General features: G+C 67.2%; 22 protein-coding genes. 9 read left to right on the forward strand and 13 right to left on the reverse strand.

Going from position 1 to position 26094, the window contains the following annotated elements; all coding sequences use genetic code 11:
- Positions 1–23: 23 nt before the first annotated feature.
- Complete coding sequence (locus DFLDMN_RS19450) at positions 24–2357, forward strand: NADP-dependent malic enzyme (protein ID WP_423196478.1); 2334 nt, start codon at positions 24–26, stop codon at positions 2355–2357.
- A 182-nt stretch (positions 2358–2539) separates the two neighbouring features.
- Here the strand turns inward: DFLDMN_RS19450 and DFLDMN_RS19455 are convergent, their stop codons facing one another.
- Positions 2540–2785 (reverse strand): hypothetical protein, encoded by a 246-nt coding sequence (locus DFLDMN_RS19455; RefSeq protein ID WP_423196479.1) that lies wholly within the window; start codon positions 2783–2785, stop codon positions 2540–2542.
- 94 nt (positions 2786–2879) lie between these two features.
- On the opposite strand from DFLDMN_RS19455, the gene DFLDMN_RS19460 reads away from it, so the two are divergent.
- Positions 2880–3038 (forward strand): hypothetical protein, encoded by a 159-nt coding sequence (locus DFLDMN_RS19460; RefSeq protein ID WP_423196480.1) that lies wholly within the window; start codon positions 2880–2882, stop codon positions 3036–3038.
- A gap of 29 nt (positions 3039–3067) precedes the next feature.
- On the opposite strand, the gene DFLDMN_RS19465 is transcribed toward DFLDMN_RS19460, so the two are convergent.
- The 5 genes from DFLDMN_RS19465 to DFLDMN_RS19485 all read right to left on the reverse strand — a co-directional run bounded on the left by DFLDMN_RS19465 (position 3068) and on the right by DFLDMN_RS19485 (position 8180).
- A complete protein-coding gene (locus DFLDMN_RS19465; RefSeq protein WP_423198485.1) occupies positions 3068–4156 on the reverse strand; it encodes a porin in 1089 nt (362 codons plus the stop codon).
- A gap of 161 nt (positions 4157–4317) precedes the next feature.
- Complete coding sequence (gene uraD, locus DFLDMN_RS19470; protein WP_423196481.1) at positions 4318–4830, reverse strand: 2-oxo-4-hydroxy-4-carboxy-5-ureidoimidazoline decarboxylase; 513 nt, start codon at positions 4828–4830, stop codon at positions 4318–4320.
- Complete coding sequence (puuE, locus tag DFLDMN_RS19475) at positions 4827–5771, reverse strand: allantoinase PuuE (RefSeq protein ID WP_423196482.1); 945 nt, start codon at positions 5769–5771, stop codon at positions 4827–4829. Before puuE ends, uraD begins: the two co-directional genes overlap by 4 nt.
- Positions 5772–5822: 51 nt before the next feature.
- Entirely contained in the window at positions 5823–7229 is a 1407-nt protein-coding gene (locus DFLDMN_RS19480) for a nucleobase:cation symporter-2 family protein (protein WP_423196483.1), read from the reverse strand.
- A 147-nt stretch (positions 7230–7376) separates the two neighbouring features.
- The gene (locus tag DFLDMN_RS19485) at positions 7377–8180 is read right to left on the reverse strand and encodes a GntR family transcriptional regulator (protein ID WP_423196484.1); all 804 of its coding nucleotides are present in this window, start codon (positions 8178–8180) and stop codon (positions 7377–7379) included.
- A 355-nt stretch (positions 8181–8535) separates the two neighbouring features.
- Here DFLDMN_RS19485 and uraH point away from each other — a divergent pair, with 355 nt between their 5' ends.
- Together uraH and DFLDMN_RS19495 are read left to right on the forward strand one after the other, a co-directional pair.
- Positions 8536–8889, forward strand: coding sequence for a hydroxyisourate hydrolase (gene uraH, locus DFLDMN_RS19490; protein WP_423196485.1), 354 nt, complete (start codon positions 8536–8538; stop codon positions 8887–8889).
- 31 nt (positions 8890–8920) lie between these two features.
- Positions 8921–10129 (forward strand): urate hydroxylase PuuD, encoded by a 1209-nt coding sequence (locus tag DFLDMN_RS19495; RefSeq protein ID WP_423196486.1) that lies wholly within the window; start codon positions 8921–8923, stop codon positions 10127–10129.
- 89 nt (positions 10130–10218) lie between these two features.
- On the opposite strand, the gene DFLDMN_RS19500 is transcribed toward DFLDMN_RS19495, so the two are convergent.
- From DFLDMN_RS19500 to xdhA, 7 genes are all read right to left on the reverse strand, one after another.
- A complete protein-coding gene (locus tag DFLDMN_RS19500) occupies positions 10219–10794 on the reverse strand; it encodes a TMEM165/GDT1 family protein (protein ID WP_423196487.1) in 576 nt (191 codons plus the stop codon).
- 395 nt (positions 10795–11189) lie between these two features.
- A complete protein-coding gene (locus tag DFLDMN_RS19505; protein ID WP_423196488.1) occupies positions 11190–12503 on the reverse strand; it encodes a fatty acid desaturase in 1314 nt (437 codons plus the stop codon).
- Positions 12504–12702: 199 nt separating this feature from the next.
- Positions 12703–14037, reverse strand: coding sequence for a guanine deaminase (guaD, locus tag DFLDMN_RS19510; RefSeq protein ID WP_423196489.1), 1335 nt, complete (start codon positions 14035–14037; stop codon positions 12703–12705).
- Between the two features lie 80 nt (positions 14038–14117).
- Positions 14118–15173 carry an adenosine deaminase gene (locus DFLDMN_RS19515; protein ID WP_423196490.1) on the reverse strand — a complete coding sequence of 352 codons (1056 nt, stop codon included), beginning with the start codon at positions 15171–15173 and terminating at the stop codon, positions 14118–14120.
- Between the two features lie 111 nt (positions 15174–15284).
- Positions 15285–16280, reverse strand: coding sequence for a xanthine dehydrogenase accessory protein XdhC (gene xdhC / locus DFLDMN_RS19520; protein WP_423196491.1), 996 nt, complete (start codon positions 16278–16280; stop codon positions 15285–15287).
- Positions 16281–16287: 7 nt separating this feature from the next.
- Positions 16288–18642, reverse strand: a complete 2355-nt coding sequence (gene xdhB / locus DFLDMN_RS19525; RefSeq protein WP_423196492.1) for a xanthine dehydrogenase molybdopterin binding subunit — start codon at positions 18640–18642, stop codon at positions 16288–16290.
- A 23-nt stretch (positions 18643–18665) separates the two neighbouring features.
- Positions 18666–20207 carry a xanthine dehydrogenase small subunit gene (gene xdhA / locus DFLDMN_RS19530; protein ID WP_423196493.1) on the reverse strand — a complete coding sequence of 514 codons (1542 nt, stop codon included), beginning with the start codon at positions 20205–20207 and terminating at the stop codon, positions 18666–18668.
- 296 nt (positions 20208–20503) lie between these two features.
- On the opposite strand from xdhA, the gene DFLDMN_RS19535 reads away from it, so the two are divergent.
- From DFLDMN_RS19535 to DFLDMN_RS19555, 5 genes are all read left to right on the forward strand, one after another.
- Entirely contained in the window at positions 20504–21451 is a 948-nt protein-coding gene (locus DFLDMN_RS19535) for a LysR substrate-binding domain-containing protein (RefSeq protein ID WP_423196494.1), read from the forward strand.
- Positions 21452–21598: 147 nt separating this feature from the next.
- Positions 21599–22189, forward strand: coding sequence for a DUF4126 domain-containing protein (locus tag DFLDMN_RS19540; RefSeq protein WP_423196495.1), 591 nt, complete (start codon positions 21599–21601; stop codon positions 22187–22189).
- A gap of 228 nt (positions 22190–22417) precedes the next feature.
- Positions 22418–24988, forward strand: a complete 2571-nt coding sequence (locus DFLDMN_RS19545) for an ABC transporter permease (RefSeq protein ID WP_423196496.1) — start codon at positions 22418–22420, stop codon at positions 24986–24988.
- Positions 24989–25000: 12 nt separating this feature from the next.
- Positions 25001–25426 (forward strand): group II truncated hemoglobin, encoded by a 426-nt coding sequence (locus tag DFLDMN_RS19550; protein WP_423196497.1) that lies wholly within the window; start codon positions 25001–25003, stop codon positions 25424–25426.
- Between the two features lie 9 nt (positions 25427–25435).
- Entirely contained in the window at positions 25436–26062 is a 627-nt protein-coding gene (locus DFLDMN_RS19555) for a DUF924 family protein (RefSeq protein ID WP_423196498.1), read from the forward strand.
- Positions 26063–26094 lie beyond the last annotated feature (32 nt).

The raw sequence follows: 26094 nt of genomic DNA on the forward strand, positions 1-26094 counted from the left end.
CGAATTTTTCGGACCGAGCCAGTATGAGCAGCAAAACCAGCGGTGATGCACCGCAGCATGCCCCCCAGCACGTAGCGAATAGCCCGGAGGCGCAACTGCGCCTCGCCGCGCTGGAGTATCACCGCAGCCCGACCAAGGGCAAGATCCAGGTCACGGCGACCAAGGCGCTGTCGAACCAGCGCGACCTGTCGCTGGCCTACTCGCCGGGCGTGGCCTATGCGTGCGAGGAGATCGCCAAGGATCCGGCCATGGCCGCCGAGTACACCTCGCGCGCCAACCTCGTGGCCGTGGTGACCAACGGCACCGCGGTGCTCGGCCTGGGTGACATCGGTCCGCTCGCCGGCAAGCCGGTGATGGAAGGCAAGGGCTGCCTGTTCAAGAAGTTCGCCGGCATCGACGTGTTCGACATCGAGCTCGATGCCAACGATCCGGACAAGATCGTCGAAATCGTCGCCGCGCTGGAGCCGACGCTCGGCGGTGTCAACCTCGAGGACATCAAGGCGCCCGAGTGCTTCTACATCGAGAAGAAGCTGCGCGAGCGCATGAATATTCCGGTCTTCCACGATGACCAGCACGGTACGGCCATCATCTCCGCGGCAGCGTTGCTGAACGGCCTGAAGGTGGTGGGCAAGGACATTGGCAAGGTCAAGCTGGCGGTCTCGGGAGCCGGTGCGGCCGCCATCGCCTGCCTGGATACCATGGTGAGCCTGGGCGTCAAGCGCGAGAACGTCTACGTGGTGGACTCCAAGGGCGTGATCCACGTGGGCCGCGATGCCAACATGGAAGCCAACAAGGCCCGCTACGCGCAGGACACCGCCGCGCGCACGCTGGCCGATATCGTCAAGGATGCCGACGTCTTCCTGGGCTGCTCCACCGCGGGCGTGCTGACCGGCGATATGGTCAAGACCATGGCCGACAAGCCGATCATCCTGGCGCTGGCCAACCCGGAACCGGAGATCCGTCCGGAAGTGGCCAAGGCCGCGCGTCCCGACTGCATCATCGCCACCGGCCGTTCGGACTATCCGAACCAGGTCAACAACGTGCTGTGCTTCCCGTACATCTTCCGCGGCGCGCTCGATTGCGGCGCCACCAAGATCACGGAAGAAATGAAGCTGGCGTGCGTGAAGGCGATCGCCGAGCTGGCCGAAGCCGAGCTCAACGACGCCGTGGCGGCCGCGTACGGTGGCCGCGAGCTGAAGTTCGGTCCCGATTACATCATTCCGACCCCGTTCGACCAGCGTCTGATCGAGAAGATCGCGCCGGCGGTGGCCAAGGCCGCCGAGGAGTCGGGCGTGGCCACGCGTCCGATCAAGGACCTCGAGGCCTATCGCCAGCAACTGACGCACTACGTCTATCACACCGGCCTGATGATGAAGCCGGTGTTCACCGCCGCCAAGGCCGCGCCGAAGCGTGTAGCCTATGCCGAGGGCGAGGAAGAGCGCGTGCTGCGTGCCGTGCAGAGCGTGGTGGACGAAGGTCTCGCCCGCCCGATCCTGATCGGCCGCCCGCACGTGATCCAGATGCGCATCGAGAAGGCCGGTCTGCGCCTGCGCCCGGGGGTGGACTTCGAGCTGGTCAACCCCGAGGACGATCCGCGCTACCGCGCCTACCACGAGGCCTATCACGCGCTGCGTGGCCGCGATGGCGTGACGCCGGACATGGCCAAGGTGGCATTGCGTCGCTCCAATACGCTGATCGGCACGATGCTGATGCACATGGGCGACGCCGACGCGCTGCTGTGCGGCACCGTAGGCCGCTTCGAGGGTCACCTCGAGCACGTGCGCGACGTGATCGGCATGGCACCGAATGCGCGCGTGTTTGCCGCGATGAATGCGCTGATGCTGGAGAAGTACACCCTGTTCATCACCGACACGTTTGTCAACGACGATCCGTCGGCCGAGGAACTTGCCTGCATCACGCAACTGGCCGCCGAGGAAATCTCGCGCTTCGGCCTCCATCCCAAGGTCGCGCTGATGTCGCACTCGATGTTCGGATCGTCGACGCGTCCGTCGGCGCGCAAGATGCGCGCGACCGCGGAGATCCTGGCCAAGGTGGCGCCCCAACTGGAAGTGGAAGGCGAGATGCAGGGCGATGCCGCGCTGGTCGAGGACGTGCGCCGTCACTTCCTGCCGTCGACCAAGCTCGCGGGGAGCGCCAACCTGCTGGTGATGCCGTCGCTGGACGCAGCCAACATCGCGTTCAACCTGCTCAAGATCACGGGCGGGCAGGGCGTGACGGTGGGCCCGATCCTGCTGGGTGCAGCCAAGCCGGTGCACATCCTGAATCCGCAGGCGACCACCCGTCGTATCGTCAATATGACGGCCGTGGCCGTGGCGGAAGCGGGCGCCGTGCGCTAAGTGCACGCCTGAGGACGCAACGGAGTACGCACTTGTGCGCGCCCCTAGCGCGCACGCCGTGCAGCAAAAAGGCCGGGTCATCGGACCCGGCCTTTTTTATGGTTGCAGTGTTATCGCCTGCGCCAGCCTGCGTCAGCATCGGCGCAAGTCTGCACCGGATTGCCGATGCCGGCGCCTGCAGCTTACTGCAGGATGTTGTACTGCTCGCGCATCACCACGATGATCGAGCGCGCGGCGGCCAGTTGATTCGCCACATCGTCAAAGCTCTCCGTGCGGAAGTCGACTTCCGCGCTCCAGTTGCAGCCGGTGTGATCGGGCTGGTGCACGCGCATCGCGTGCAATTCCACTTCACCGCACTCCGGATTGTTATCCAGGCACTGGTTCAGGATCGCCATCAATTCCGACCGGGTCTTTGCATCACGCCGCATGAGTCACCTCGTTCGTTCCTGTGTCGGGGGACGACACAGCGTCCGGAGAATCAATCTAGGCAGGCAGCCGGGCAGTCGCCAATTGAATCCGCCTATGAAACGACAGCTTCCGATCCTGATGGCGCGCTGCATTGCAGCAAACTGGCAGTCACCGGGGCAAAACCGGCAATATCCTGCCCATGGGGCGAGCCGCCGCCAGTGCCTGGCCACGTGGCGCAAGCGGCGTCTCGGCGTGCTGGCACGCCCCACCTGACCGGGCGGGGCGGCGGCGCGGCGTGTGGCTCAGAACTTGTGGCGCATGCCGACGCCAAAACTGTCGCCGTGCTCAATGCCGGTGATCTTGTCGTAGAAGTACGCCGCGTAGATGTCCGTGCGCTTCGACAAGTTGTAGTCGTAGGCGAGCGCGAACGTATTGCGCTTGAAGTCGGAGACCGCGTTATCGGTCTTGTCGTACGCGTACGTGGCCAGTACCGAACCGGCGCCCACCGGTACCGACGCGCCCACCTGGCCGTTCATGTGCTTGATGTCCCCGTTGGGGTTGGCGCCGCTGACGCTGGTGCGGATGTACTGCCCCTGTGCAAACAGCTTCAGGATCTTGAAGTCGTAGGTCACGCCGCCGAGCACCGCGGTCTGCTTGCTGAAGCCGGTGAGCAGCGGGTTGGTGGAGTTGGTCACGTCGAACGGCGCGCCGTCGAACTTGACCTGCTGGAACGCCACCGTCGCGGCCAGGTTGCCGCTGAAGTAGGTTACGTTGCCGCCCCACTTGTTCTGGCTGTAGTTGCCGGCGTTCTCACCCAGGCCGTAGATGAAGTTGGCGGTCAGGCCGCCCCACGTCGGCGTGGAATACAGCACCGAGTTGTTCCAGCCCGAGTCGCCGATGATGCCCGGATCGAATACGGTGCCGTTGTTGGCCGAGAAGTAGGTGTGGAACACCATCGGCGAGAACACGTACGAGTCGATCAGCGGATTGAACAGGATCGTCGAGACGAAGTAGGGCGTGGTATTGCGGCCAAGCTTGACCGTGCCGAAGCGGTTGTTCTCGAGACCGACGAACGCGTTGCGGCTGAACATCGCGTCACCGTCGAAGCGGCCGACGCGACCGCTGTCGGTCCGGTAGAACGCGTTGAGGTCGAACACCGCGCGCGTGCCGGCGCCAAGATCCTCGGCCCCCTTGATGCCCCAGTAGGACGTCTGCATGCCGCCCGAATTCGCGACGAAGGCGCGCTCGCCGGTGCCCGGGCTCTTGATGCCGCCGACGAACATGTCGGCCTGGCCGTACAGCGTGACGCCGGACTGTGCCATGGCAGCGCCCGAAAAAAGGGCGGCCGCCACCGCCGCCAGCTTGTGCGCTGGCTTGTAGTGGTACTTCAACATGGGTAAAGACCTCCGTGGTTTTGATGCTGCTCTGGAACGCCGCGTGCTGGATCGGTATCGGGATTCTTCTGCCCGGCGTGCCTCTTGTGTCTGGCGTGGGCACGGCCGGATCGCTGCGTTCCTGCTCTCTCTCTTCTTTATCGGGCCATTGGGCTGGCTCAGCGGGATACTAAGTCGTCGAGCCGAAACTGTGCAATGCGATGGATCTGGCTGATGCACGTTTGCAACTCGACATCGGGCGCGTTGTCGATGCGTCTTGCAAATTCCGCGATGATGCCGTGGCGATCGTAGCCTCGCACCGCGAGAATGAACGGGTGGCCGAACTTGCGGTTGTAGTCGGCGTTGAGTTGATGCAGCCGTTCGAATTCGGCGGGCGTGCACTGGTCGAGCCCGGCGCCGCTCTGCTCGCGCGTGGACTCGGCGGTGAGCTCGCCGCGCACCGCGGCCTTGCCCGCCAGTTCCGGGTGTGCGCGCACCAGCGCAAGCTGGGCCTCGCGCCCGGCGTGGTCGACGGCGTCGCGCAAGGCGGCGGCCAGCGCCGCGACATCGTCAAACGGACGTTTGCGCGCGGCCGCCTCGGCAAACCAGGGCGAGTGTTCGTAGATGCCGCCGAGCGCCCGGACGAAGTCGGCCGCCGGCATGGCATTGAGTTGGGCGACGGTATGGCTCATGCCTGGCTCCGGTACGGATGGGTCTCGATCCAGTGGCGCGCGATATCGACGCGCCGGCAGATCCAGACCCGGTCGTGCTCCTGCACGTAATCGAGAAAGCGCTGCAATGCGCGGAAGCGACCGGGCCGGCCCAGCAGGCGGCAATGCATGCCGACCGACAGCATCTTGGGGCGGTCGAGGCCTTGCGGGTCGCCCTCGGCATAGAGCACGTCGAACGCGTCCTTGAGGTACTGGAAGAACTGCTCGCCAGTGTTGAAGCCTTGCGGCGTGGCAAAGCGCATGTCGTTGGAGTCGAGCGTATAGGGCACCACGAGGTGCGGCTTGCGCGCGCCGCCGGTGACTTCCACCTCGGTCCAGAACGGCAGGTCGTCGCCATAGTAGTCGGCGTCGTACAGCAGGCCGCCATGCTCGACCACGAGCCGGCGCGTATTGGGACTGTCGCGGCCGGTGTACCAGCCGAGCGGCAGGGTGCCGGTCAGCTCGCGGATGATCTCCATGCCGATGCGCATATGCTCGCGTTCGGTCGCTTCGTCGATGTTCTGGTAATGGATCCAGCGCCAGCCGTGGCAGGCGATCTCATGGCCGAGCTCGACGAACGCGCGCGCGAGCTCGGGGTGGCGCTGCAGCGCCATCGACACGCCGAAGACCGTGAGCGGCAGGCCGCGCCGCTCGAACTCGCGCAGGATGCGCCAGACCCCCGCGCGCGAGCCGTATTCGTAAATGCCCTCCATGCTCATATGGCGGTCGGGATAGGCGGCCGCGCCGACGATCTCGGAGAGAAACTGCTCGGAGCCGGCGTCGCCGTGCAGCACGTTGTTCTCGCCGCCTTCTTCGTAGTTGAGCACGAACTGCAACGCGATGCGCGCGCCGCCGGGCCAGCGGGCGTGGGGCGGCTCGGCCCCGTAGCCGATCATGTCGCGCGGGTATGGGTCTGGAATCATGGTGTGAACTGGCTTCAGGAGAGGGAGTCGGTCTGATGGGGGCCCATGTGTTTATTCCGTGCCATGGGTATTGGCGGCAGCGTTGCGCATCGCCTCCTCGGGCGATTGCATGCCGTTGTAGAACAGGTTGAGCGCCACCGCGACGATGGTGCCGAGCACGATGCCGCTGTGCGTGAACGGATCGGTCCACTTGGGCAGGTACTGGAACAGCGTGGGCGCCAGTGTCGGGATCATGCCGAAGCCGATCGAGATGGCGACGATAAACAGGTTGTGCCGGTTGCGATTGAAATCGCACGAGCTGAGGATGCGGATACCGGTGGCGGCCACCATGCCGAACATCACGATGCCAGCGCCGCCGAGCACGAACTGCGGCACCGAGGCCACCACATGCGCCATCTTGGGAAACAGGCCGAAGGCGATCAGGATCAGCCCGCCGGCCACCGCCACATAGCGCGAGCGCACGCCGGTCACGGTGACCAGCCCGACGTTCTGCGAGAACGAGGTGTACGGGAACGTATTGAACAGTCCGCCGATGATGGTGCCCAGGCCGTCGGCGCGCAAGCCGTTGGTCAGCTCGCGGTTGGTCAGGCGCTTGCCGGTGATATCGGCGAGGGCGAGGAACATGCCGGTCGATTCCACCAGGGTGATCAGCATGACGATGCACATCGACAGCACCGCGGTGAGCTGGAAGGTCGGCATGCCGAAATGCAGCGGCGTGATGACGGCGACGAAGCTCGCCTCGTGCAGGCCCTCGAACGACACCTTGCCAAATGCCATCGCCACCAGCGTGCCGGCGACGATACCGAGCAGTACCGCGCAGTTGGCCACCAGCCCGCGCCCGAAGCGCGTCAGCAGCAGGATGGTGACCAGCACGAGCCCGGCGATGGCGAGGTTGCCGAGGTCACCGTAGGCGAGGTTGGGGACCTCCTTGACCACGCCATCGATCACCGCACGCGTGGTCGGCTGGCCGCCGCCGGCCCAGTTGATGCCGACGCGCATCAGCGACACGCCGATCAGCGTGATCACGGTGCCGGTCACCACCGGAGGAAAGAGCCCAAGCATGCGCCCCATCAGCGGTGCGACCAGGATGCCGAAGATGCCCGACGCGATGACCGCGCCATAGATGCCGAGCAGCCCGACGTTGGGATCGCTGCCAATGGCGATCATCGGCGCCACGGCGGCAAACGTCACGCCCATCATGACCGGCATGCGGATGCCGAAGCGCCAGAAGCCGAACGCCTGGATCAGCGTGGCGAGACCTGCGGCGAACAGGTCGGCGTTGATGAGGAAGGCCAGCTGGTCCTTGGGCAGTTTCAGTGCGCCGCCGACGATCAGCGGTACGGCCACGGTGCCGGCATACATCACCAGGACGTGCTGCAGTCCCAGTGCCAGCAGCCGTCCGGATGGCAGGCGTTCGTTGATGCGATCCGCCGGGGCCATGGTGCTCGCGGAAGTCATGGGTGTCTCCTCTCTTTCCGATGGTGGGAATCCGTCGCCTCCACCCCCGGGCATCGGTGCGTGCGCGCGTGGCATCTCTGTGCGGATACCTGTGGTGCGCGCGGGCCGGGTGGCAATAGAGGCGCGGTAGCAAGCGGCGCGCCAGCGCTAACCGCCGTGGTCGCCGTGACCGGTCCGGCCCAGTACGCTGCGCAGGTCGAAATTGCCCGGTTCGTCGGGTTGTACACGGTCCGCACAGGCGCCAAGGTGGTGCGCCATGCGGGCCTGGGCGAGCGCGGCGTCGCCCGCTTCCAGTGCGTCCAGAATGTCGTCATGCTCATCGAACGAGCACGCGTTGTGGCCCGGCGCTTCCACGCTCGCGATCATCAGCGTGGTGCGCGATACCAGCCGCCGCATCATCGTTACCAGCAACGCATTGCCCGACAGATCGGCCAGCGCGGTGTGGAATTCCGCCGACAGGCGGATCCAGCGCGGCCGCTCGTGCGAAAGAAAGGCTTGCCGTTCGGACGCGACCATCTTGCGCAGCGGCGCGATAATCGTTTTCACATCGGGCTGGGCGGCGAGCTTCTCGAGCACCGCGCGTTCCAGCATCTGGCGCAGCTCGAACATGTCGTGCGCCTCGTCGGTGGAAGGGCTGGCGATAAACGCGCCGCGGTTGGGTTCGAGATCGACCATGCCGTCGGCGGCAAGGCGCGACAGCACCTTGCGCACGGTATGGCGCGCCGTGGCATAGATCTCGCACAGCGCATGCTCGGTCAGCTTGGTGCGCGGCGGCAGCCGGTGCTCCATGATGGCGTCGTAGATCTCGTGGTACATGCGCTCCTCGACGGAACCCTTGCGCGGCGGTTTGCCGAGCGCCGGCAGGCTGGCGCCGGCGAGCGCGTCGTCGGCCTGGGTCGAAGCAGGAACGGGGGTGGTGGCAGCGGCAATCAGCTTGAGATTCTTGGACATCTCGGACACCCGGATAGAAGGCGGCAGTGGAAGGCGATGGTGCCGAGCGATCGTAGCGATGGACGGCTGGCCCCGGATTCCGCGCGCCGTGATGACCGTTATATGGCGCGTGGCATTAAAAATTGTTGACAATTATTTGGATGGGGAAGCAATATTGTCAACAAAACAGCTCAAGGTTTTCGACAAATCCGGGTAATTCCGGAGTTGTCAGTCGGAATGGATCGGCGCATTGTCGCCACGCACCATTCCAGCGCCGGGATGCGTGAAAACACGTACCGAGCGGGCACCATTCCCACATATGGTGCTGGTGAAGGCAGCGGCGCCCTCACAACCCAAACCGTCAAGGAACAACAGGATGGGACGCCTCACTACGCATGTGCTCGACACTGCTGCCGGTACGCCCGGGCACGGCATGTCGGTTACGCTCCATAAAATTGTCGACAATCGGCGCGAGACGCTGCAGCGCTTCGTCACGAACCACGATGGCCGTTGCGACCAGCCGCTACTGCAGGGCGACGCGCTGGTGCCGGGCGTGTACGAACTCGAGTTCGGCGCCGGCGACTACTTCCGAGCCCAGGGCGTCAAGCTGCCGGAGCCGGCGTTTCTCGATGTGGTGACGCTGCGCTTTGGCATTGCCGATGCCGGTGCGCACTACCACGTGCCGCTGCTGGTTTCGCCGTGGTCCTACTCGACCTATCGCGGCAGCTGAACGCCGCGTAAGACAAGGTAGGAGACACATCATGGAAGGCTATATCCTCGACTGGGCCAATCTGCTGCTGCGCTGGCTGCATGTGATCACGGCCATCGCCTGGATCGGTTCCTCGTTCTATTTCGTCTGGCTCGACAACAGCCTGACGCGTCCGCAGGATCCCGGGCTCAAGGACAAGGGGGTCGACGGCGAATTGTGGGCCGTGCACGGCGGCGGCTTCTACAATCCGCAGAAGTACCTGACCGCGCCGAAGCAGTTGCCCGAGCACCTGCACTGGTTCTACTGGGAGTCGTATTCCACCTGGATGAGCGGCTTTGCGCTGCTGGTGGTGCTGTACCTGTTCAATGCCAGCACGTTCCTGATCGACAAGAACGTCTACGACATGTCGCCGGGCGCGGCGGTCGGTTTTGCGGTGTCGTACCTGCTGATCGGCTGGATCGTCTACGACTGCATCTGCCGCGTCTTCGGCAAGAACGACAAGGTGGTCGGTCTGCTGGTGGCGTTGTATGTCGCGGCGGCGGCGTTCGCGGCGTGCCATATCTTCTCGGGCCGGGCCGCGTTCCTGCTGACCGGGGCGATGATCGCCACCATCATGAGCGCGAACGTGCTGGTGTGGATCATCCCCGGGCAGCGCAAGGTGGTGGCGGCGCTCAAGGCCGGGCAACCGGTGGACCCGATCCACGGCAAGCGCGGCAAGCAGCGCAGCGTGCACAACACGTACTTCACGCTGCCGGTGCTGTTCGCGATGCTGTCGAACCACTACAGCATGACCTACAGCTACAAGTACAACTGGCTGGTGCTGATCCTGATCATGCTGGCCGGGGTGGCGATCCGCCAGTTCTTCATTCTCAAGCACAAAGGCAGGATCAATATCGCGTGGCCCGCGGTGGGCGTGGCGCTGCTGGCTGGCGTGGCGGTCATGATCGCGCCGCAGCCGCGGCCGATGGTGGCGGGCGCGGCGGCCGACGGTGCCGCCAACGCGGTGAGCTTCCACAAGGTGCGGGAGATCATCAACGCGCGCTGCGTGCAGTGCCATGCCGAGGCGCCCAAGATGATGCCGAGTGCCGCCAAGGGCATCAAGCTCGATACGGTGGACGAGATTCGCGCCCATGCGCAGCTGATCTATCAGCAGGCCGTGCAGCAGAAGGCCATGCCGCTCGGCAACGTCACCCAGATTACGGACGACGAGCGCGCGCTGCTGGGGCAATGGTTCGAGGGCGGGGCCAAGACCACCAACTGACTGGATTGACGACCGGGCATCGGTGATCGACGGCCCGCGCCGCGGGACCGTCGAGGGTTTGAGCGGGGCGCATGCCCCGTTTTTTTGCCTCAGCCGCCTACGTTGAACAGTGCCAGCAGGCCCAGCACCAGGAAAATCGCCGCCGCGATCTTGTGCACGAGCGCGATCGGCATCTTGTTGGCGAACTTGTCGCCGAGCAATACCGCCGGGGCGTTGGCGAGCATCATGCCGAACGTGGTGCCGGCCACCACCGCCAGGACTTCGCCATGGAAGCGCGCCGCCAGGGCCACGGTGGCAATCTGCGTCTTGTCGCCCATCTCCGCAAAGAAGAACGCCACGATCGTGGTGCCGAGGATGCCCAGCGCGCCCTTGACCGGTTTGGCTTGCTCGGCGTCGTCGAGCTTGTCGGGGATCAGCATCCAGCCGGCCATGGCGATAAAGCCAAGGCCCAGGATCCAGCGCAGCAGGTTGGCGCCAAGGACCTGGGTAATCCAGCCGCCGAGCGCGCCGGCAAAGCCATGGTTGACGAGCGTGGCGATCAGGATGCCGACAATGATGGGGAGGGGCTTGCGATAGCGTGCGGCGAGCACGAGGGACAGCAGCTGGGTCTTGTCGCCCATTTCGGCCAGGGCCACGATGCCTGTGGAGACGAGGAAGGATTCCATGTTTTTCTGGTGAACAACCGGGCCGCTATGCATCGCGAGATGCCAATGACACACACCTTCCCCGGCCCGGCCAGAAAGGTGAGGTCATCGGTCTCGCCAGGCATGGTCGCCGACAGCAGGCTGTCAGGACCGGGCTGCGCACGCCATAACCAGTATCCCGGCGCTATCGCCATGAATCCGGTCAAGTCTGTTGACGTACGCCCCCGTCTGCCGCGATCTCACATGGTTTTATCCACATGGTTTTATCCACATGGTGTGACCCACATGGTGTGACCCACATTGCGTGGGACGGCAGAAGCAGGGCGGCTACTCCCCAATGGAAGTGGCGATTATAGCGGCGGTGGATCGTACCGTCCACCCCGGACGGGTCACCGCGGGCACCCGAGATGGCAACCTTACGTCGGAATCGGTGCGCGTTCGCTGGTCTGCCGGCCGCGGAAATCGGTCCAGCACAGCGCCTTGAAGTCGTAAAGCTTGCAGCGGCGCGCAGTGTGGAAGTACCAGCGCCATGAGAAGTTCTCGACGATGATGCGGCCCGGCAGCGCGTGTTCAAGCAGGGCCTGCGCCCGCTTGAGCCGGTACAGCGGCACGCTCATGTCCACATGGTGCGCCGTGTGTTCCATGATGTGGTGGAGCGCGGCGCCGATGCCATGGCGGAAGCGCAGGTGTACCGTGGTCGAGACGAACGGCTGGGCCTTGGCCCACATGGCCTTGGTGTCGTACCACGCCACGCTGGTATGAGTATGGTGGACATACAGCACGAAGCCGACCGTCAGGTTCCAGACCAGGAACGGCAGCACGAACCCGCTGCCGATCATGAAGCCCACCGATTGCCCGGTGGCCACCGCGAGCCACGCGAGCGCGCCGATCCACACCGCGCCGAAGGCCGCCACCAGCATGCAATCCCAGAAGAAGATCGGGCGCCGCGTGGCCATCTGGCGCCGGCTCGGGAAAAACAGCTTGAGCCACCAGATTTCCACCAGATAGTAGAGGCCGGCGCCGAGGCCGTTGCGGTAGATGCGCTCCATCGCGCGGCGCCAGCGTGGCAGCGCCTGGTATTCCTCGAGCGAGTACGGCGCCCAGACGAAGTCGAAGCCCTTCAGGTTGGTGTAGCCGTGATGCACGACGTTATGGCCCACTTCCCACAGGCTGTACGGCGTGAGCGACGGCAGGAAGGTCAGCCGGCCCAGCCATTTGTTGAGGCCGCGCCGCGGCGTCAGGCTCTGGTGGCAGGCATCGTGGCCGATGATGAACAGGCGCGCGATCACCAGGCCGGCGAGCACGCCAAGGCCGAGCTTGGCCCACCACGGCGTGGCCAGTACCACGCCGGCCATCACGGCCGCGAAGAACAGGTAATCGAAAGCGAACAGCAGCAGCGCGCGCGTCGTGCTGCGCTGGCCCAGCGGGATGAGCCAGCCGCGGATGGTCTTGCGGCCGGGCAGCGGCGCATCGGCCGCGATCGGCTCGGGCAGCGGCACGCCGCGCGGGTCGAGGCGCAGGGAATGGTCGGCGCGAGTGTCCGGTTGCGCGGCGGCCTGGCGGGTGAATGTGGGCGGGGGCGAAAGGTGCCGGGGGGTACCGGCCGCGGGTGTATCAGGGGCGCGTGTATCGGGGACGCGTGTATTAGGGACGCGTGTATTAGGGACGCGTGTATCAGGGGCGAACGCGCCGGCTTCCGCCAGCGCAAGTTCGTCAGAACGGGCAGTCATGCTGAGGCCTTCCGTAATCAGTCGTATTTGCGCCAAATTCCGAAAGCGGGCGCGTATGAGCCGACAGGCTAGAAGGATTCCGTGACAGTCGTGTTGATATGCGTCAATTCTTGCCCGATATGCCACTTCTGGCCAACCGGGCCTCGCGCGCGGCCGGACGTTTCCGTCCGCAAGGCGGAGTCGCCGCGCGCGAGCGCGCTCAGACCGCCAGCACCCGCGTGGCCTCGCCCATGATGTAGACGTTGTCGACCACGCGATCGTCGCCGAGCATCGCAAACGCGAACAACTGCTCCTCGAGCGTCTCCGAGCGGCCGCTGCGGCGCGCGATCAGCGGCGTGGCTTCCGGGTCCAGCACGATGAAGTCGGCCTCGCAGCCCGGCGTGAAGCTGCCGATGCGGTCTTCCCAGCCGAGTGCCTCGGCCGCGGCGCGCGTGGCCAGGTAGAACATGCGCTGCGCGGTCAGGTGGTAGCCGCCCATGCGCGCCACCTTGTGCGCCGCGTTCATGGTGCGGAACATCGAGAACGAGGTGCCGCCGCCCACGTCGGTGGCCAGCGTGACGTTGAGCCGGTGTGCGTCGGACTGGTGGAAGTCGTAGAAACCGCTGCCGAGAAACAGGTTGGAGGTGGGGCAGTGCGCCACCGCCGCGCCGCTGTCCGCGAGCCGGCGGCGGTCGTCGGGATCGAGGTAGATCGCATGTCCGTAGAACGCGCCGGGACGCAGCAGCCCGTGGCGGTCGTAGACGTCGAGGTAGCTGCGCGCGTCCGGAAACAGTTCGGCCACCCATTTCACCTCGTCGCGGTTCTCCGCCACGTGGGTCTGGATAAACGTGTCCGGATAGGCGCGCGCAAGCTCGCCGCAGGCGCGCAGCTGCGCCTCGCTCGAAGTCGGCGCAAAGCGCGGGGTGATGGCGTACGCCAGGCGTCCCTGGTTGTGCCAGCGCGAGATCAGGTCGGCCGAGTCGCGCGCCCCGGATTCGGCGGTATCGCGCAGGAACTCCGGGCAGTTGCGGTCCATCAGCACCTTGCCGGTGACCATGCGCATGTTGCGCTCGGCGCTGGCCGCGAACAGCGCATCGGCTGAAGTCGCGTGCACCGTGCTCCAGACCACCGCGCTGGTGGTGCCGTTGCGCAGCAGCTCGTCGGCGAAGAATGCCGCCACCGCGCGCGCATAGGCGGGCTCGCTGAAACGGCGTTCCTCGGGAAAGGTGTAGGTTTCCAGCCAGTGCAGCAGGCCTGGCGACGGCGACGCGATGATGTCGGTCTGCGGGTAGTGCACGTGCGTATCGATAAAGCCGGGCACGATCAGCTTGCCGCGATGGTCGACGATGTCCGCGCCGGCGGGAATCTGCGGCAGCAACGCTTCATGATCGCCCGCGGCGACGATGCGCCCGGCACGGATGATCAGCACGCCGTCTTCCCAATACTCGCAGGCATCCTCGTGGAACTGCGGATCGCGCAGGAAATGGAGAATGCGGCCGCGCACGGCGCGGGTCGGCGTGTGGCGTGCGCCGGGGGAGGGGGGAATCGTCGTCATGATGTGATCTCTCGCGGCCGGCGGCCCGCATCGTCTTGCGGGCAGGCCGGCTCGTTGGGCATGGGCCCGTCGGGTACCCGTCAGGTCGCGGGTGCCGCGGCGGGCGTGGGGTGGGACGGTGCCGACCAGAAGTGGTCGACCTCCGCCAGGTACTCGGCCTTCAGTGCGGGAGGCAGGAAGGCCGCTTCAAAGCTGTTGCGGGCCAGCTTGTGCGCGTCGGCGGCATCGAGCGGCAGCGCGTCGAACGTGGCTTCCCAGTTGGCGTTCATGTAGCCGCCGAAGTAGGCCGGATCGTCCGAGTGCAGTGTCACCGCCACGCCGGCGTCGAGCATGCGCTTGGCGGGATGGTCGCGCAGGTCCGGGTAGACCTTGAGCTTGACGTTCGACAGCGGGCAGACCGTCAGCGCGATGCGCTCGCGCGCCAGCCGTTCGATCAGCGCGTCGTCGTCGATCGCGCGCACGCCGTGGTCGATGCGCTCGACGTGCAGGATATCGAGCGCGTCGCGCACATACTGGGCCGGGCCTTCCTCGCCGGCATGGGCCACGAGGTGCAGGCCCAGTTCGCGCGCGCGGGCGAAGACGCGCGCGAATTTCCCGGGCGGATGGCCACGCTCGGACGAGTCGAGTCCCACGCCGACGAAGCGGTCGCGGTACGGCAGCGCGGCCTCCAGCGTGGCAAACGCGTCTTCCTCGGACAGGTGCCGCAGAAAGCAGAGAATCATGCGGCTCGAAAAATCGTACTCGGTACGCGCCTGCGCCAGCGCGTCGGCAATGCCATCGATCACCACGCCAATCGGCACGCCGCGCGCGGTGTGGGTCTGCGGGTCGAAGAAAATCTCGGCGTGGCGTACGTTGTCGGCCACGGCGCGCTGGACGTAGTCCATCGTCATGTCGAAGAAATCTTCCTCGGTCAGCAGCACGCTCGCGCCCGCGTAGTAAATGTCGAGAAACGACTGCAGGTCGGTAAAGGCATAGGCTGCGCGCAGGGCCTCGACGCTGGAGTAGGGTAGCGCGACGTGGTTGCGCTGGGCCAGCCGGAAGATGCGCTCGGGTTCGAGCGTGCCTTCGATATGCACGTGCAGTTCTGCCTTGGGCGTGCGGCGGATCTTGTCCGCGAGCGCGGCATCGATGGTCATGTGGGGCCCTCTTGTTTCTATGAGGTGGTTCGGCGTCGGCACGGCCGCGTGGCACGGTTGGCCAGGTGCGGTGGGGCGACCGGTCGACCTGTCCGCGCGGCGCGCGCCGGGTTACGGATGCACCGCCTCCACGCGACTGGCGGCCAGCGCGGCAATGCGCTGGTCCCGCACCTGCAGCAGCTGGGCGACGATGGCTACCGCAATCATAGCCGGAGCCTTGTCCGTAATGCCGGGAACCCCGATCGGACACGTCATTTCCGCAAAGCGCGCCGGGTCCACGCCATGCTCGGCCATGCGATGCTCGAAGCGCGCGCGCTTGGTCTTCGATCCGATCAGGCCGAAATACGCAAAATCGGTGCGTCGCAGAATCCGCTCGCACAGCGACTGGTCGAGCGCGTGGCTATGCGTCATCACCAGAAAATAGCTGCCGGCCGGCGCGTGGTCGACCACCGCCTCGGGGATATCCGACGCTTCCGCCGTCACGTTGGCGGGCAGTCCCGGCGGAAACAGCGTGTCGCGCTCGTCGACCCAGTGCACGCGGCAGGGCAGCTGCGCCAGCACCTGCACCAGCGCGTGGCCGACATGGCCGGCGCCGAACAGCACCACATGCATGTCGGCGGGCACCAGCGTGTCGGTCCAGCCGTCCGCGTGGCACGCCACCGATGGCAGCAGGGCGCGGCTCTCGGCCAGCGTGACCGGTCCGCGCGCCGGCACCGTGCGCACGAGCGCGCGGCCGCCGGCAAAGGCGTGCTCCACCGCATCGAGCCATGCCAGATCGTCCGCGCCCAAGGCTTCGAAGCCGAGCCACACCACGCCGCCGCAGCACTGCCCCAGCGCGGGGCCGAGCGGGATGCGTTCGACGCGGCGTTGCGCGGGAGCACCCGTTGCGCCCAGCAGCGCACGCGCGATCTCCATGCCGCGCCATTCGAGATGGCCGCCGCCGATGGTGCCGACCAGGTCGTCGGCCGTCACCAGCATGCGGATGCCGGGCTCGCGCGGCGCCGAACCCTTGACCTCGACGATGGTGACCATGACCACCGGCACGCCGGCGCGGATCCAGCGTGCGGCGTCGGCAAAGCGGAACGGCTTGAGCGGTGCGTCCTGCATGGTGCGCTCAGGCGGCCTGGGCCGCCGCCTCCATGACGGCTTCCGCCGCATCGAGAATCGCCTCGCTGGTGGCGGGCGCGCGCAGCGGCGGGTTGATGCGATAGTCGCCGAGCGCGGCCAGCGCATCGCGGATGGCAAAGAACACCGAAAACGGCAGCAGCAGCGGCGGCTCGCCGACCGCCTTCGAGCGGTGGATGCTGTCCTCCACGTTGCGGTTCTGGAACAGCCGCACGTGGAAGTCCTCGGGACAGTCATTGACGGTCGGGATCTTGTAGGTGGATGGCGCGTGCGTCATGAGCTTGCCATCGCGGTTCCACCAGAGTTCCTCGGTGGTCAGCCAGCCCATGCCCTGGATGAAGGCGCCTTCCACCTGGCCGATATCGATGGCCGGGTTCAGCGACTGGCCGGCGTCGTGCAGCGCATCGGCGCGCAGCAGCTTCCATTCGCCGGTGAGCGTGTCCACCAGCACCTCGGAGCAGGCCGCGCCGTAGGCGTAGTAGTAGAACGGGCGGCCCTGCAGTTTCGCCTGGTCCCAATGCAGCCTGGGCGTGGTGTAGAAGCCGTCGGACCACAACTGCACGCGTGCCACATAGGCTTCACGCGCGAGATCGCCGAACGACATGCGCAGCTCGCCGGCTACCACGAGATCGTCGCCGAAGCGCACCGTGTCGGCTTCCACGCCGGCCTTGCGCGCGGCAAACGCGCTGAGCCGCGCACGGATCTGGCGGGCCGCATCCTGCGCGGCCTTGCCGTTGAGGTCGGCGCCGGTGGAGGCCGCCGTGGCCGAGGTGTTGGCCACCTTGCTGGTATCGGTGGCGGTCACGCGCACGCGCTCCATGCGGATGCCGAGTTCATGCGCCACCACCATCGCCACCTTGGTGTTGAGGCCCTGGCCCATTTCCGTGCCGCCATGGTTGACCAGCACCGAGCCGTCGTTATAGACGTGCACCAGCGCGCCGGCCTGGTTGAAGTGCGCGACGTTGAACGAGATGCCGAACTTGACGGGCGTGATCGCGATGCCTTTCTTGAGCACCGGACTGGTCGCGTTGAACGCGCGCGTCGCGGCACGGCGCGCCTCGTAGCCGCTGGACGCCACGAGCTCGTCGATCAGCTCGTGGATCACGTTGTCCTCGACGGTCTGGCCGTACGGCGTGACATTGCGCTCGGTCTTGCCGTAGAAATTGGCGCGGCGTACCGCCAGCGCGTCCAGGCCGACGTTGCGGGCCACGTTGTCGAGGATGTACTCCATCGCAAACGCGCCCTGCGGGCCGCCAAAGCCGCGGAATGCGGTGTTGCTCTGCGTATTGGTCCGGCCGCAGTAGCCATCGATCTGCACGTTGGGCAGCCAGTAGGCATTGTCGAAGTGGCAGATCGCGCGGGTCATCACCGGGCCCGACAGGTCCGCCGAGAAGCCCGCGCGCGAGACCATCTCCACGCGCACGCCTTCGATACGGCCCTGGTCGTCGTGACCCACCTCGAAGTCGAACAGGAAGTCGTGCCGCTTGCCGGTGATCATCATGTCGTCGTCGCGGTCGGGTCGCAGCTTGACCGGGCACAGGAGCTTCCACGCGGCCAGCGCGGCGCAACAGGCGAAGAGCGCCGACTGCGATTCCTTGCCGCCGAAGCCGCCGCCCATGCGGCGGCATTCCACCAGCACCTGGTGTGCGTGCCAGCCGAGCATATGGGCCACCGCGTGCTGCATCTCGGTCGGATGCTGGGTGGAGCACCACACGTGCATGCCGTCGTTCTCGCGCGGCGCGGCGTAGGCGATCTGTCCTTCCAGGTAGAACTGTTCCTGGCCGCCGAGGCGGATCTTGCCGGCGTCGCGACGCGTGGCGCCGTCGATATGCTGGCGCGGTTCACCGCGCGTCAGGTGCATCGGCGGCAGTACATAGCTGCCGGCCGCGTGCGCGGCCTCGGGCGAGAGCACCGGCGGCAGGTCTTCGTAGTCGATCTCCGCCAGGCGCGCGGCGCGGCGGGCGTCGTCGTGCGACGCCGCCACCACGATAAAGATCGGCTGGCCGATGAACTGCACCACGTCGCGCGCCAGGATCGGGTCGTCGTGAATGATCGGTCCGCAGTCGTTGACGCCCGGAATATCGGCGGCGCTCAGCACGGCCACCACGCCCGGGGCGCGGCGCACCTGGTCGAGAGACATGGCGCGGATGCGGGCATGGGCGCGCGTGCTCATGCCGAGCGCCGCGTGCAGCGTACCGGCCAGCTCGGGGATGTCGTCGGTATAGGTGGCGGTGCCGGCCGCGTGCAGATGGGCCGATTCGTGCGGGCGCGAGATGCCGACCTGCGGAGACGATTCCGCGGCCACGCTGGCATCGAGCAGGAAGGGTTCGGTCTGCTTGTTCATGCTGGCGGTCTCCTTGTGCGCGCCTATACACTCGCGGCGGGCGCCATGGCCGCCGTCACGGGGGCCAGGCCGGCACCGGCCGCCCGTACATTGACCGCCGCCGCCGGCAGCGCATCGGCCCGCGTCTCCAGCCAGAAGCGGTAGAGCAGGTTGGCCGCGCCGCGGCTGCGATACGACGCGGTCGCGCGCATATCGCTCAACGGCGTGTAGTCCCGGGCCAGCGCCGCCATGCCGGCACGCGCGGTCGCCTCGGTCCAGGGCTGGCCGGTCAATGCCGCTTCGGCGTGCGCGGCGCGCTTTGGCGTGGCGGCCATGCCCCCGAATGCGATGCGCGCGGCGGTGACGAGGCCCGTGCCGGCGTCGACATCGATGCCGAAGGCGGCGCAGACGGCCGAGATATCCTCGTCAAAGCGTTTGGACAGCTTGTAGGTGCGGAAATGCCCGGGCCCCCGCACCGGCACGCGCAGCGCGGCAACGAATTCGCCCGGTGTCATCGCGGTCTTCTGGTAAGCCAGGTACAGGTCTTCCAGCGGCAGCGTGCGGCGTACGTCACCGTGCTGCAGCACCACCTCCGCACCGAGCGCGATCAGTGCCGGCATCGAGTCACCGATCGGCGAGCCGTTGGCGATATTGCCGCCGAGTGTGCCCGCATTGCGGATCGGCAGCGAGGCAAAGCGCTTCCACAGTTCCTCGAGCTCGGGATGGGCGGCGGTCAGGGCCGCATAGGCGGGTTCGAGCGTGACGGCGGCACCGATCTCGATCATGCCGTCGCGCGTGGCAATCGTGTCGAGGTCCGCCACCTGGCCCACATACAGCAGGTCGCCGAGCGCGCGGAACTGCTTGGTGACCCACAGGCCGACGTCGGTGCTGCCGGCCAGGATGCGGATCCCGGGCTGGTCCGCCCTGATGCGGGCGAACTCGGCGGCGCTGCGCGGCGCGTAGAAATGCTGGCCGTGCGCGCTGTAGTGGAAGGTTTGCGTGCGGCGCAGGCCGCGCAGGGTGTCGGCGATCACGGCCGGATCGAGCTGGTCCCGGGCGGGCGCGGGCAACTGCATCATGCGCAGGCCGGCGTCGACGATCGGGCGATAGCCGGTGCAGCGGCACAGGTTGCCGGTCAGCGCATCGCAGATGGTGGCGCGCGACGGCGTGGTGCCGTCGTGCGCGTCCGGCCCGCTGTGGCGCTGGTAGAGCGCCCACAGCGACATCACGAAGCCCGGCGTGCAGAAGCCGCATTGGGAACCATGGCATTCGACCATCGCTTCCTGCACCGGGTGCAGCGTGCCGTCGGCCTGGCGCAGGTCTTCCACCGTCACCAGCGCCTTGCCGTCGAGCGTCGGCAGGAACTGGATGCAGGCGTTGACGGCCTTGAACTCGACCTTGCCATCATCGCGCAGCTCGCCCACCACGACGGTGCAGGCGCCACAGTCGCCCTCGGCGCAGCCCTCCTTGGTGCCCGTGCAGCGTACGTCCTCGCGCAGGTATTGCAGCACGGTGCGGGTGACCGGCGCGTCGGCGACCTCTCTGACCTGGCCGCGGTGGTAAAAGCGGATGGTTTGCGTCTCCATGGTCTTCTCTCTTTCGTGGATGGCAGCAAACATAGCATCGGGGACCGGATGCAATATTCGGCCCAGGTGATAACGGGAATCAGGCGCGGGCCCGGGCTGGCCGGCGCGCGGGCGGCGCCGGAACCACCGGCCGGCAAACCGGGAAAAACAAGGCGCTCACGAGCTGGAACCCGCGCCGGGAGCGAGCGGTACGCGGCACCACACGCGCACCCCCCCGGGCTTCGCCCGAATTGACCGTGCCTGGGGGCCGTGTCATACACTATGCGCCTCTAAGCTCCCCCACGCCAGCCGTCTCCATGCACGGACGCGACCATCTCGATACCTACCTGCTGCGCGTGCTCCACACCCTGCTGACCGAGCAGAGCGTCACGCGCACGGCGGTCCGGCTGGGGCAGTCCCAACCGGCCATCAGCAATACGCTCAAGCGGCTGCGCGAGATTACCGGCGACGCCATCCTGGTGCGCGGCAAGAACGGCATGGTGCCGACCGAGCGCGGACGCGAGCTGCTGGCGCTGGCCGAGCAGAGCCTGGCCGCGATGGACCGCATCGCGCGTCCGCCCCAGCAGTTCGATCCGTCCACCACGGTGCGGACGTTCCACCTGGGCGCGCCGGACTATCTGGATGCCTTCTTCCTGCCCAATATCGTCGAGCGCGTGCGCCGGCTGGCGCCGGGCGCCAAGCTGTTTGTCCATCCGATGACGCAGTCGAGCGACTTCCTGGAGGCGCTGGAGCAGGGCCAGCTCGATATCGTGGTGGGCAACTGGCTGTCGCCGCCCGAGCACCTGCATATCTCGCCACTGTTCGACGACGAGGTGGTGTGCATGCTCGGCGCCCAGCATCCGCTCGCGCGCAACGGCCTGACCCTCAGGCACTACCTGGAAATGCCGCACCTGGCGCCGGCGCCGTATGCGTCGATGCAGCGCAGCATGATCGACCAGTCGTTGGCCGAGCTTGGCTACAAACGCAATATCCAGGTCACCCTGCCATATTTCGGGCTGGTGCCGTACGTGCTGATGAAGACCGACATGGTGTTCACCACCGGCCGCCAGTTTGCCGCGCATTACGCCCAATACCTGCCGATTCGCATGGTGCCGTCGCCGGTGTCGTTTCCGCGCATGCGCTTCTACCAGCTCTGGCACGAGCGCTGCCATGCCGCGCCCGATGTGATGTGGCTGCGGCGCATGATCGCCGAAGTGGCGGCGGACCTGCCGCAGTTGCCCCGGCTGGAGGCAACGGCGGGATAGCGCCCGGTCGGCGGACCGCGGACCGGCATTGGGTCGGCACGGCGTGGGCACCGGGTCGGCACCGGGTCGGCACCGGGTGGGCGGCGCGGAGCGAACGCCGCGCTTCCAGTACACTCGACGCCATTACCACCTCAGCGCGAGGCGCTTATGCTCGAGACCGCCGCGCTGGCCGCAGGCATGTCCTGGGCCAGCGGCATCCGCCTGTACCTGGCCGTGCTGGCCGCCGGCGTGCTGGCGCGGCTGGGCTGGCTCGAATTGCCGGGCGGGCTGGAGGTGCTGTCGTCCTGGTGGGTGATCGGCATTGCCGCGGTGCTGGCCACCGCCGAATTCGTCGCCGACAAGGTGCCCGGCTTCGATACGGTGTGGGACGGCATCCAGACCTTTATCCGGATTCCGGCCGGCGCGGTGCTGGCGGCCGCGGCATTCGGCCATATGGATCCGCAGTGGATGGTCGGCGCCGGCCTGATCGGCGGCACGCTGGCCGGCACCGCGCATGCGGCCAAGGCCGGTACGCGCGCGCTGATCAATGTCTCGCCGGAACCTTTTTCCAACTGGGTGGCCTCTTTCACCGAGGATGTGACGGCCACCGGTGGCCTGCTGCTGGCGTTCTTCCTGCCGCTGCTGTTTCTGGTGCTGCTCGGCGTCTTCCTGGTCGTCGCCATCTGGCTGCTGCCCAGGCTCTGGCGCGGGGTGCGGCGCCTGCACGCAAGCCTGCGCCGGCCGCGCGCGCCCGATTGATGCGCCAGCCGCTGCCGCCGTGCCGCGCCATCCCGCCGCGCGCTCCGGCTGCACCGGGGCCGGTGCGCCGGTGTCTGCCGGAAGCTGATGTCGCTGTCACCGATCGCGCCGGCTAACCGACTCCTGCTGTAACGGATCACTTCTGTCAACGAACTGCCCCTGCAACCGATGCGGACCTCCACTTCCCACTCATCCGCCCGCTTTTCCGCGTGGCATCAGGCCCTGCGCATGGCGCGCCGCGACTGGCTGGCCGGCGAGCTGACGCTGCTGCTGTTCGCGCTGGTGCTGGCGGTGGCCGCGCTGACCAGCGTGGGCTTCCTGGCCGACCGCATGCGGCTCGGGCTCGAACGCGACGCCCGGCAGATGATTGCCGCCGACGTGCTGCTGATCTCGGACCAGCCGTTTGCCGCCGCCTTTGCCGAGCAGGCGGCGCGCGACGGCCTGCGCGTGGCGCAGACGGTCACGTTCCCGAGCATGGCCACCGCGCGCGTGGCCGGGGCGGGCAGCCCGGCCGGTGTGGTCGGCGCCGGCAGCGAAGGCGGTGCCGGGAGCGCAGCAGGCAGCGCGCAGGCCGGCGCGGAGGCGCCGAGCCAGCTCGCGGCGCTCAAGGCGGTCACGGACGGTTATCCGCTGCGGGGCCGGCTCAAGGTGGCCGAAGCCCCGGGTGGTCCCGAGCACGAAGCGGAGGGCATCCCGGCTGCCGGCACGGTGTGGGTCGACGAGGCGCTGCTGATCGCGCTGGGCGTGCGCGTGGGCGATAGCCTGCAGCTCGGCAACAAGACCTTCCGTATCGCCCGCATCATCACGCAGGAACTCGATCGTGGCGCCGGCTTCATGAACTTCGCGCCGCGCGTGATGCTGCCGCTGTCCGATCTCGACGCCACCGGCCTGATCGGCTGGGGCAGCCGCGTGACGTATCGCCTGCTGGTGGCGGGGCCCGACGCCGCGGGCGCGGCTTACCGCAAATGGGCCGAGGGCGAGATCGCGCAACGTCATCTGCGCAATACCCGCATCGAATCGCTCGAATCGGGGCAGCCGCAGATGCGCCAGACGCTCGACCGGGCCGAGCGCTTCCTGTCGCTGGTAGCGGTGCTGTCGTCGATGATCGCCGCGGTGGCCATCGCGATGTCGGCGCGCCGCTACATGCAGCGCCATACCGACGCGTGCGCCGTGTACAAGTGCATGGGCCTGACGCGCGCGCAGATCCTCGCTGCCTTCGGGCTCGAATTCCTGCTGCTCGGCCTCGCCGGCGCGGCGGTCGGCGTGGGGCTCGGCTACGTCGCCCACTATGGCCTGCTGCTGTCGCTGGGCGGGCTGCTGCAGGTGTCGCTGCCGCAGCCGTCGCTGGTGCCGGCGCTGGTCGGCATCGCGGCCGGGCTGGTTCTGCTGGTGGGCTTCGCCTTGCCGCCGTTGCTGGCGCTCACGCGCGTGGCCCCGCTGCGGGTCCTGCGCCGCGATATCGGTACGCCGCCCATCTCGGCCTGGGTCGCGTATGCGCTTGGCCTGGGCGCCTTTGTCGCGCTGCTGCTGGTGGCCGCGCGCGATCTCAAGCTGGGCCTGACCACTGCCGGCGGGTTTGTCGGCGCGGGCATCGTGTTTGCCCTGCTGGCACTTGCGCTGCTGACCATGCTGTCGCGCGGCCTGCGCGGCCGTGCGCGCGGCAGCGTGGGCTGGCGCTTTGCGCTCGCCGTGCTGGAACGCCGCCGCGCCGTCACGGCGCTGCAAACCGTGGCGCTGGCCATCGGGCTGATGGCGCTGCTGCTGCTCGGCATGACGCGCAACGACCTGATCGACTCGTGGCGCAACGCCACGCCCGCCGATGCGCCCAATCGCTTCATCATCAATATCCAGCCCGACCAGCGCGACCCGCTGCGCGCCATGCTGGAGCGCAACGGCATCGCGGACCTGCTCTACCCGATGGTGCGTGGCCGGCTCACGCATATCGACGACCGCCCCATCCAGCCCGACAGCTATCCCGATGGCCGCGCGCGCAACCTGGTCGAGCGCGAATTCAACCTCTCGTACACCGACGCGCTGCCCGCTGGCAACCAGATCGTGGCGGGACAATGGTCCAATGGCGCGGGACTGCCGGCCGGCGCGTCGGTGGAGGAGGGCATCGCCAAGACCCTGCGCATCCGGCTCGGCGATACGCTGCGCTTCGACGTCGCGGGCCAGACCGTGGAGGCGCCCGTCACCTCGCTGCGCAAGCTCGAATGGAGCTCGATGCGCGTCAATTTCTTCGTGATCCTGCCCACCACGCAGATGCGCGACCTGCCGGCCACCTACATCACGGCGTTTCACCTGCCAGCCGCCAAGGCCGCGCTCGGCAACCAACTGACGGCGGCGTTTCCGAACATCACGGTGGTCAATACCGACCTGATCCTGCGGCAGGTACAGGCGGTGCTGGACCAGGTGATCGCGGCCGTGGAGTTTCTCTTCGTCTTCACACTGCTGGCCGGCGTAACGGTGCTGTATGCGGCGCTTTCGGGCGCGCGCGACGAGCGCAAGCGCGATGCCGGCCTGCTCAAGGCGCTCGGCGCCAGCGCCGCCCTGGTGCGCCAGACGCAGTACGCGGAATTCCTCGTGGTGGGCGGGCTCGCGGGCCTGCTGGCCAGCCTCGGCGCGCTTGCGGTGGGTTGGGGGCTGTCGCAGTTCGTGTTCGATTTCCCGTACCGCTTCAATGGCTGGATCGTGCCGGTTGGCGTGGTTTCTGGCATGCTGTGCGCCTTTGCCGGCGGCTGGCTCGGCCTGCGCGAGGTGCTGCGGCAACCCGCGCTTGCCACGCTGCGCGACGCCTGACCGTGATTCGATATGACCGATACTTCTGCCAACCCGCCTGCCGATACCCCCGCGCAGGAAGTCACCGCCTATGAACTCGTGGGCGGCGAGTCGCGCGTGCGCGAGCTCGTCGACCGCTTCTACGACCTGATGGACCTCGAGCCCGGGTTCCAGGGCCTGCGCGCGCTGCATCCGGCCTCGCTCGACGGCTCGCGCGACAAGCTGTTCTGGTTCCTCTCCGGCTGGCTCGGTGGCCCGAGCCTCTACATCGAACGCTTTGGCCATCCGCGCCTGCGCGCGCGTCACCTGCCGTTCGAGATCGGCATCAGCGAGCGCGACCAGTGGATGCGCTGCATGGCGATGGCGATGGAAGACCTCGGCCTTGGCGAGGACCTGCGGCTGCGGTTGATGCAGGCGTTTTTCCAGACCGCGGACTGGATGCGCAATGTGGCGCGCTGAGGGGACCTGATGCTCCCGGCCGACGCGCAACGCGTGCTCGATTTCTGGTTCGATGTGCCCGGCGGGCCCGCGTGGAATACCTATCGGCGCGAGTGGTTCCGCAAGTCGTCGGACTTCGACGATACGGTGCGCGCGGACTTCCTGCCGGTATGGCAGTCTGCGTTCGCCGCCATGCGTGGCGGCTCCGCTGACCCGGGCGACGACCTGACCGACGACCCGACCGACGACTGGTCGGTCACGCCCACCGGTGCATGCGCGCGCGTCCTGCTGCTCGACCAGTTGCCGCGCAACATGTTTCGCGGCGACCCACGCAGCTTTGCCACCGATGCCGCGGCCCTCGCGCTGACCCTGCGCATGATCGCGCGCGGCTGGGACCGCCAGTTGCCGACCATCTACCATCGCATGTTCTGCCTCATGCCGCTGCAGCACGCCGAGGATCTCGCGATCCAGCGGGAATCGGTGCGCCAGCATGCCGCGCTGCAGGAAGAGACCGGCATCGAGCAGGCGATATGGGCCGAGCGGCATTGCGCGATCATCGCGCGCTTCGGACGCTTTCCGCATCGCAATGCGGTGCTCGGCAGAACCAGCACCGCCGAAGAACGCGCATTTCTGCAGCAGCCCGGATCGTCGTTCTGATCCTGACCGGGTCCGGATGGCCACGATGCCGA

Source organism: Cupriavidus sp. H19C3 (genome assembly GCF_049393815.1).
In the GTDB taxonomy this organism is placed as follows: domain Bacteria; phylum Pseudomonadota; class Gammaproteobacteria; order Burkholderiales; family Burkholderiaceae; genus Cupriavidus.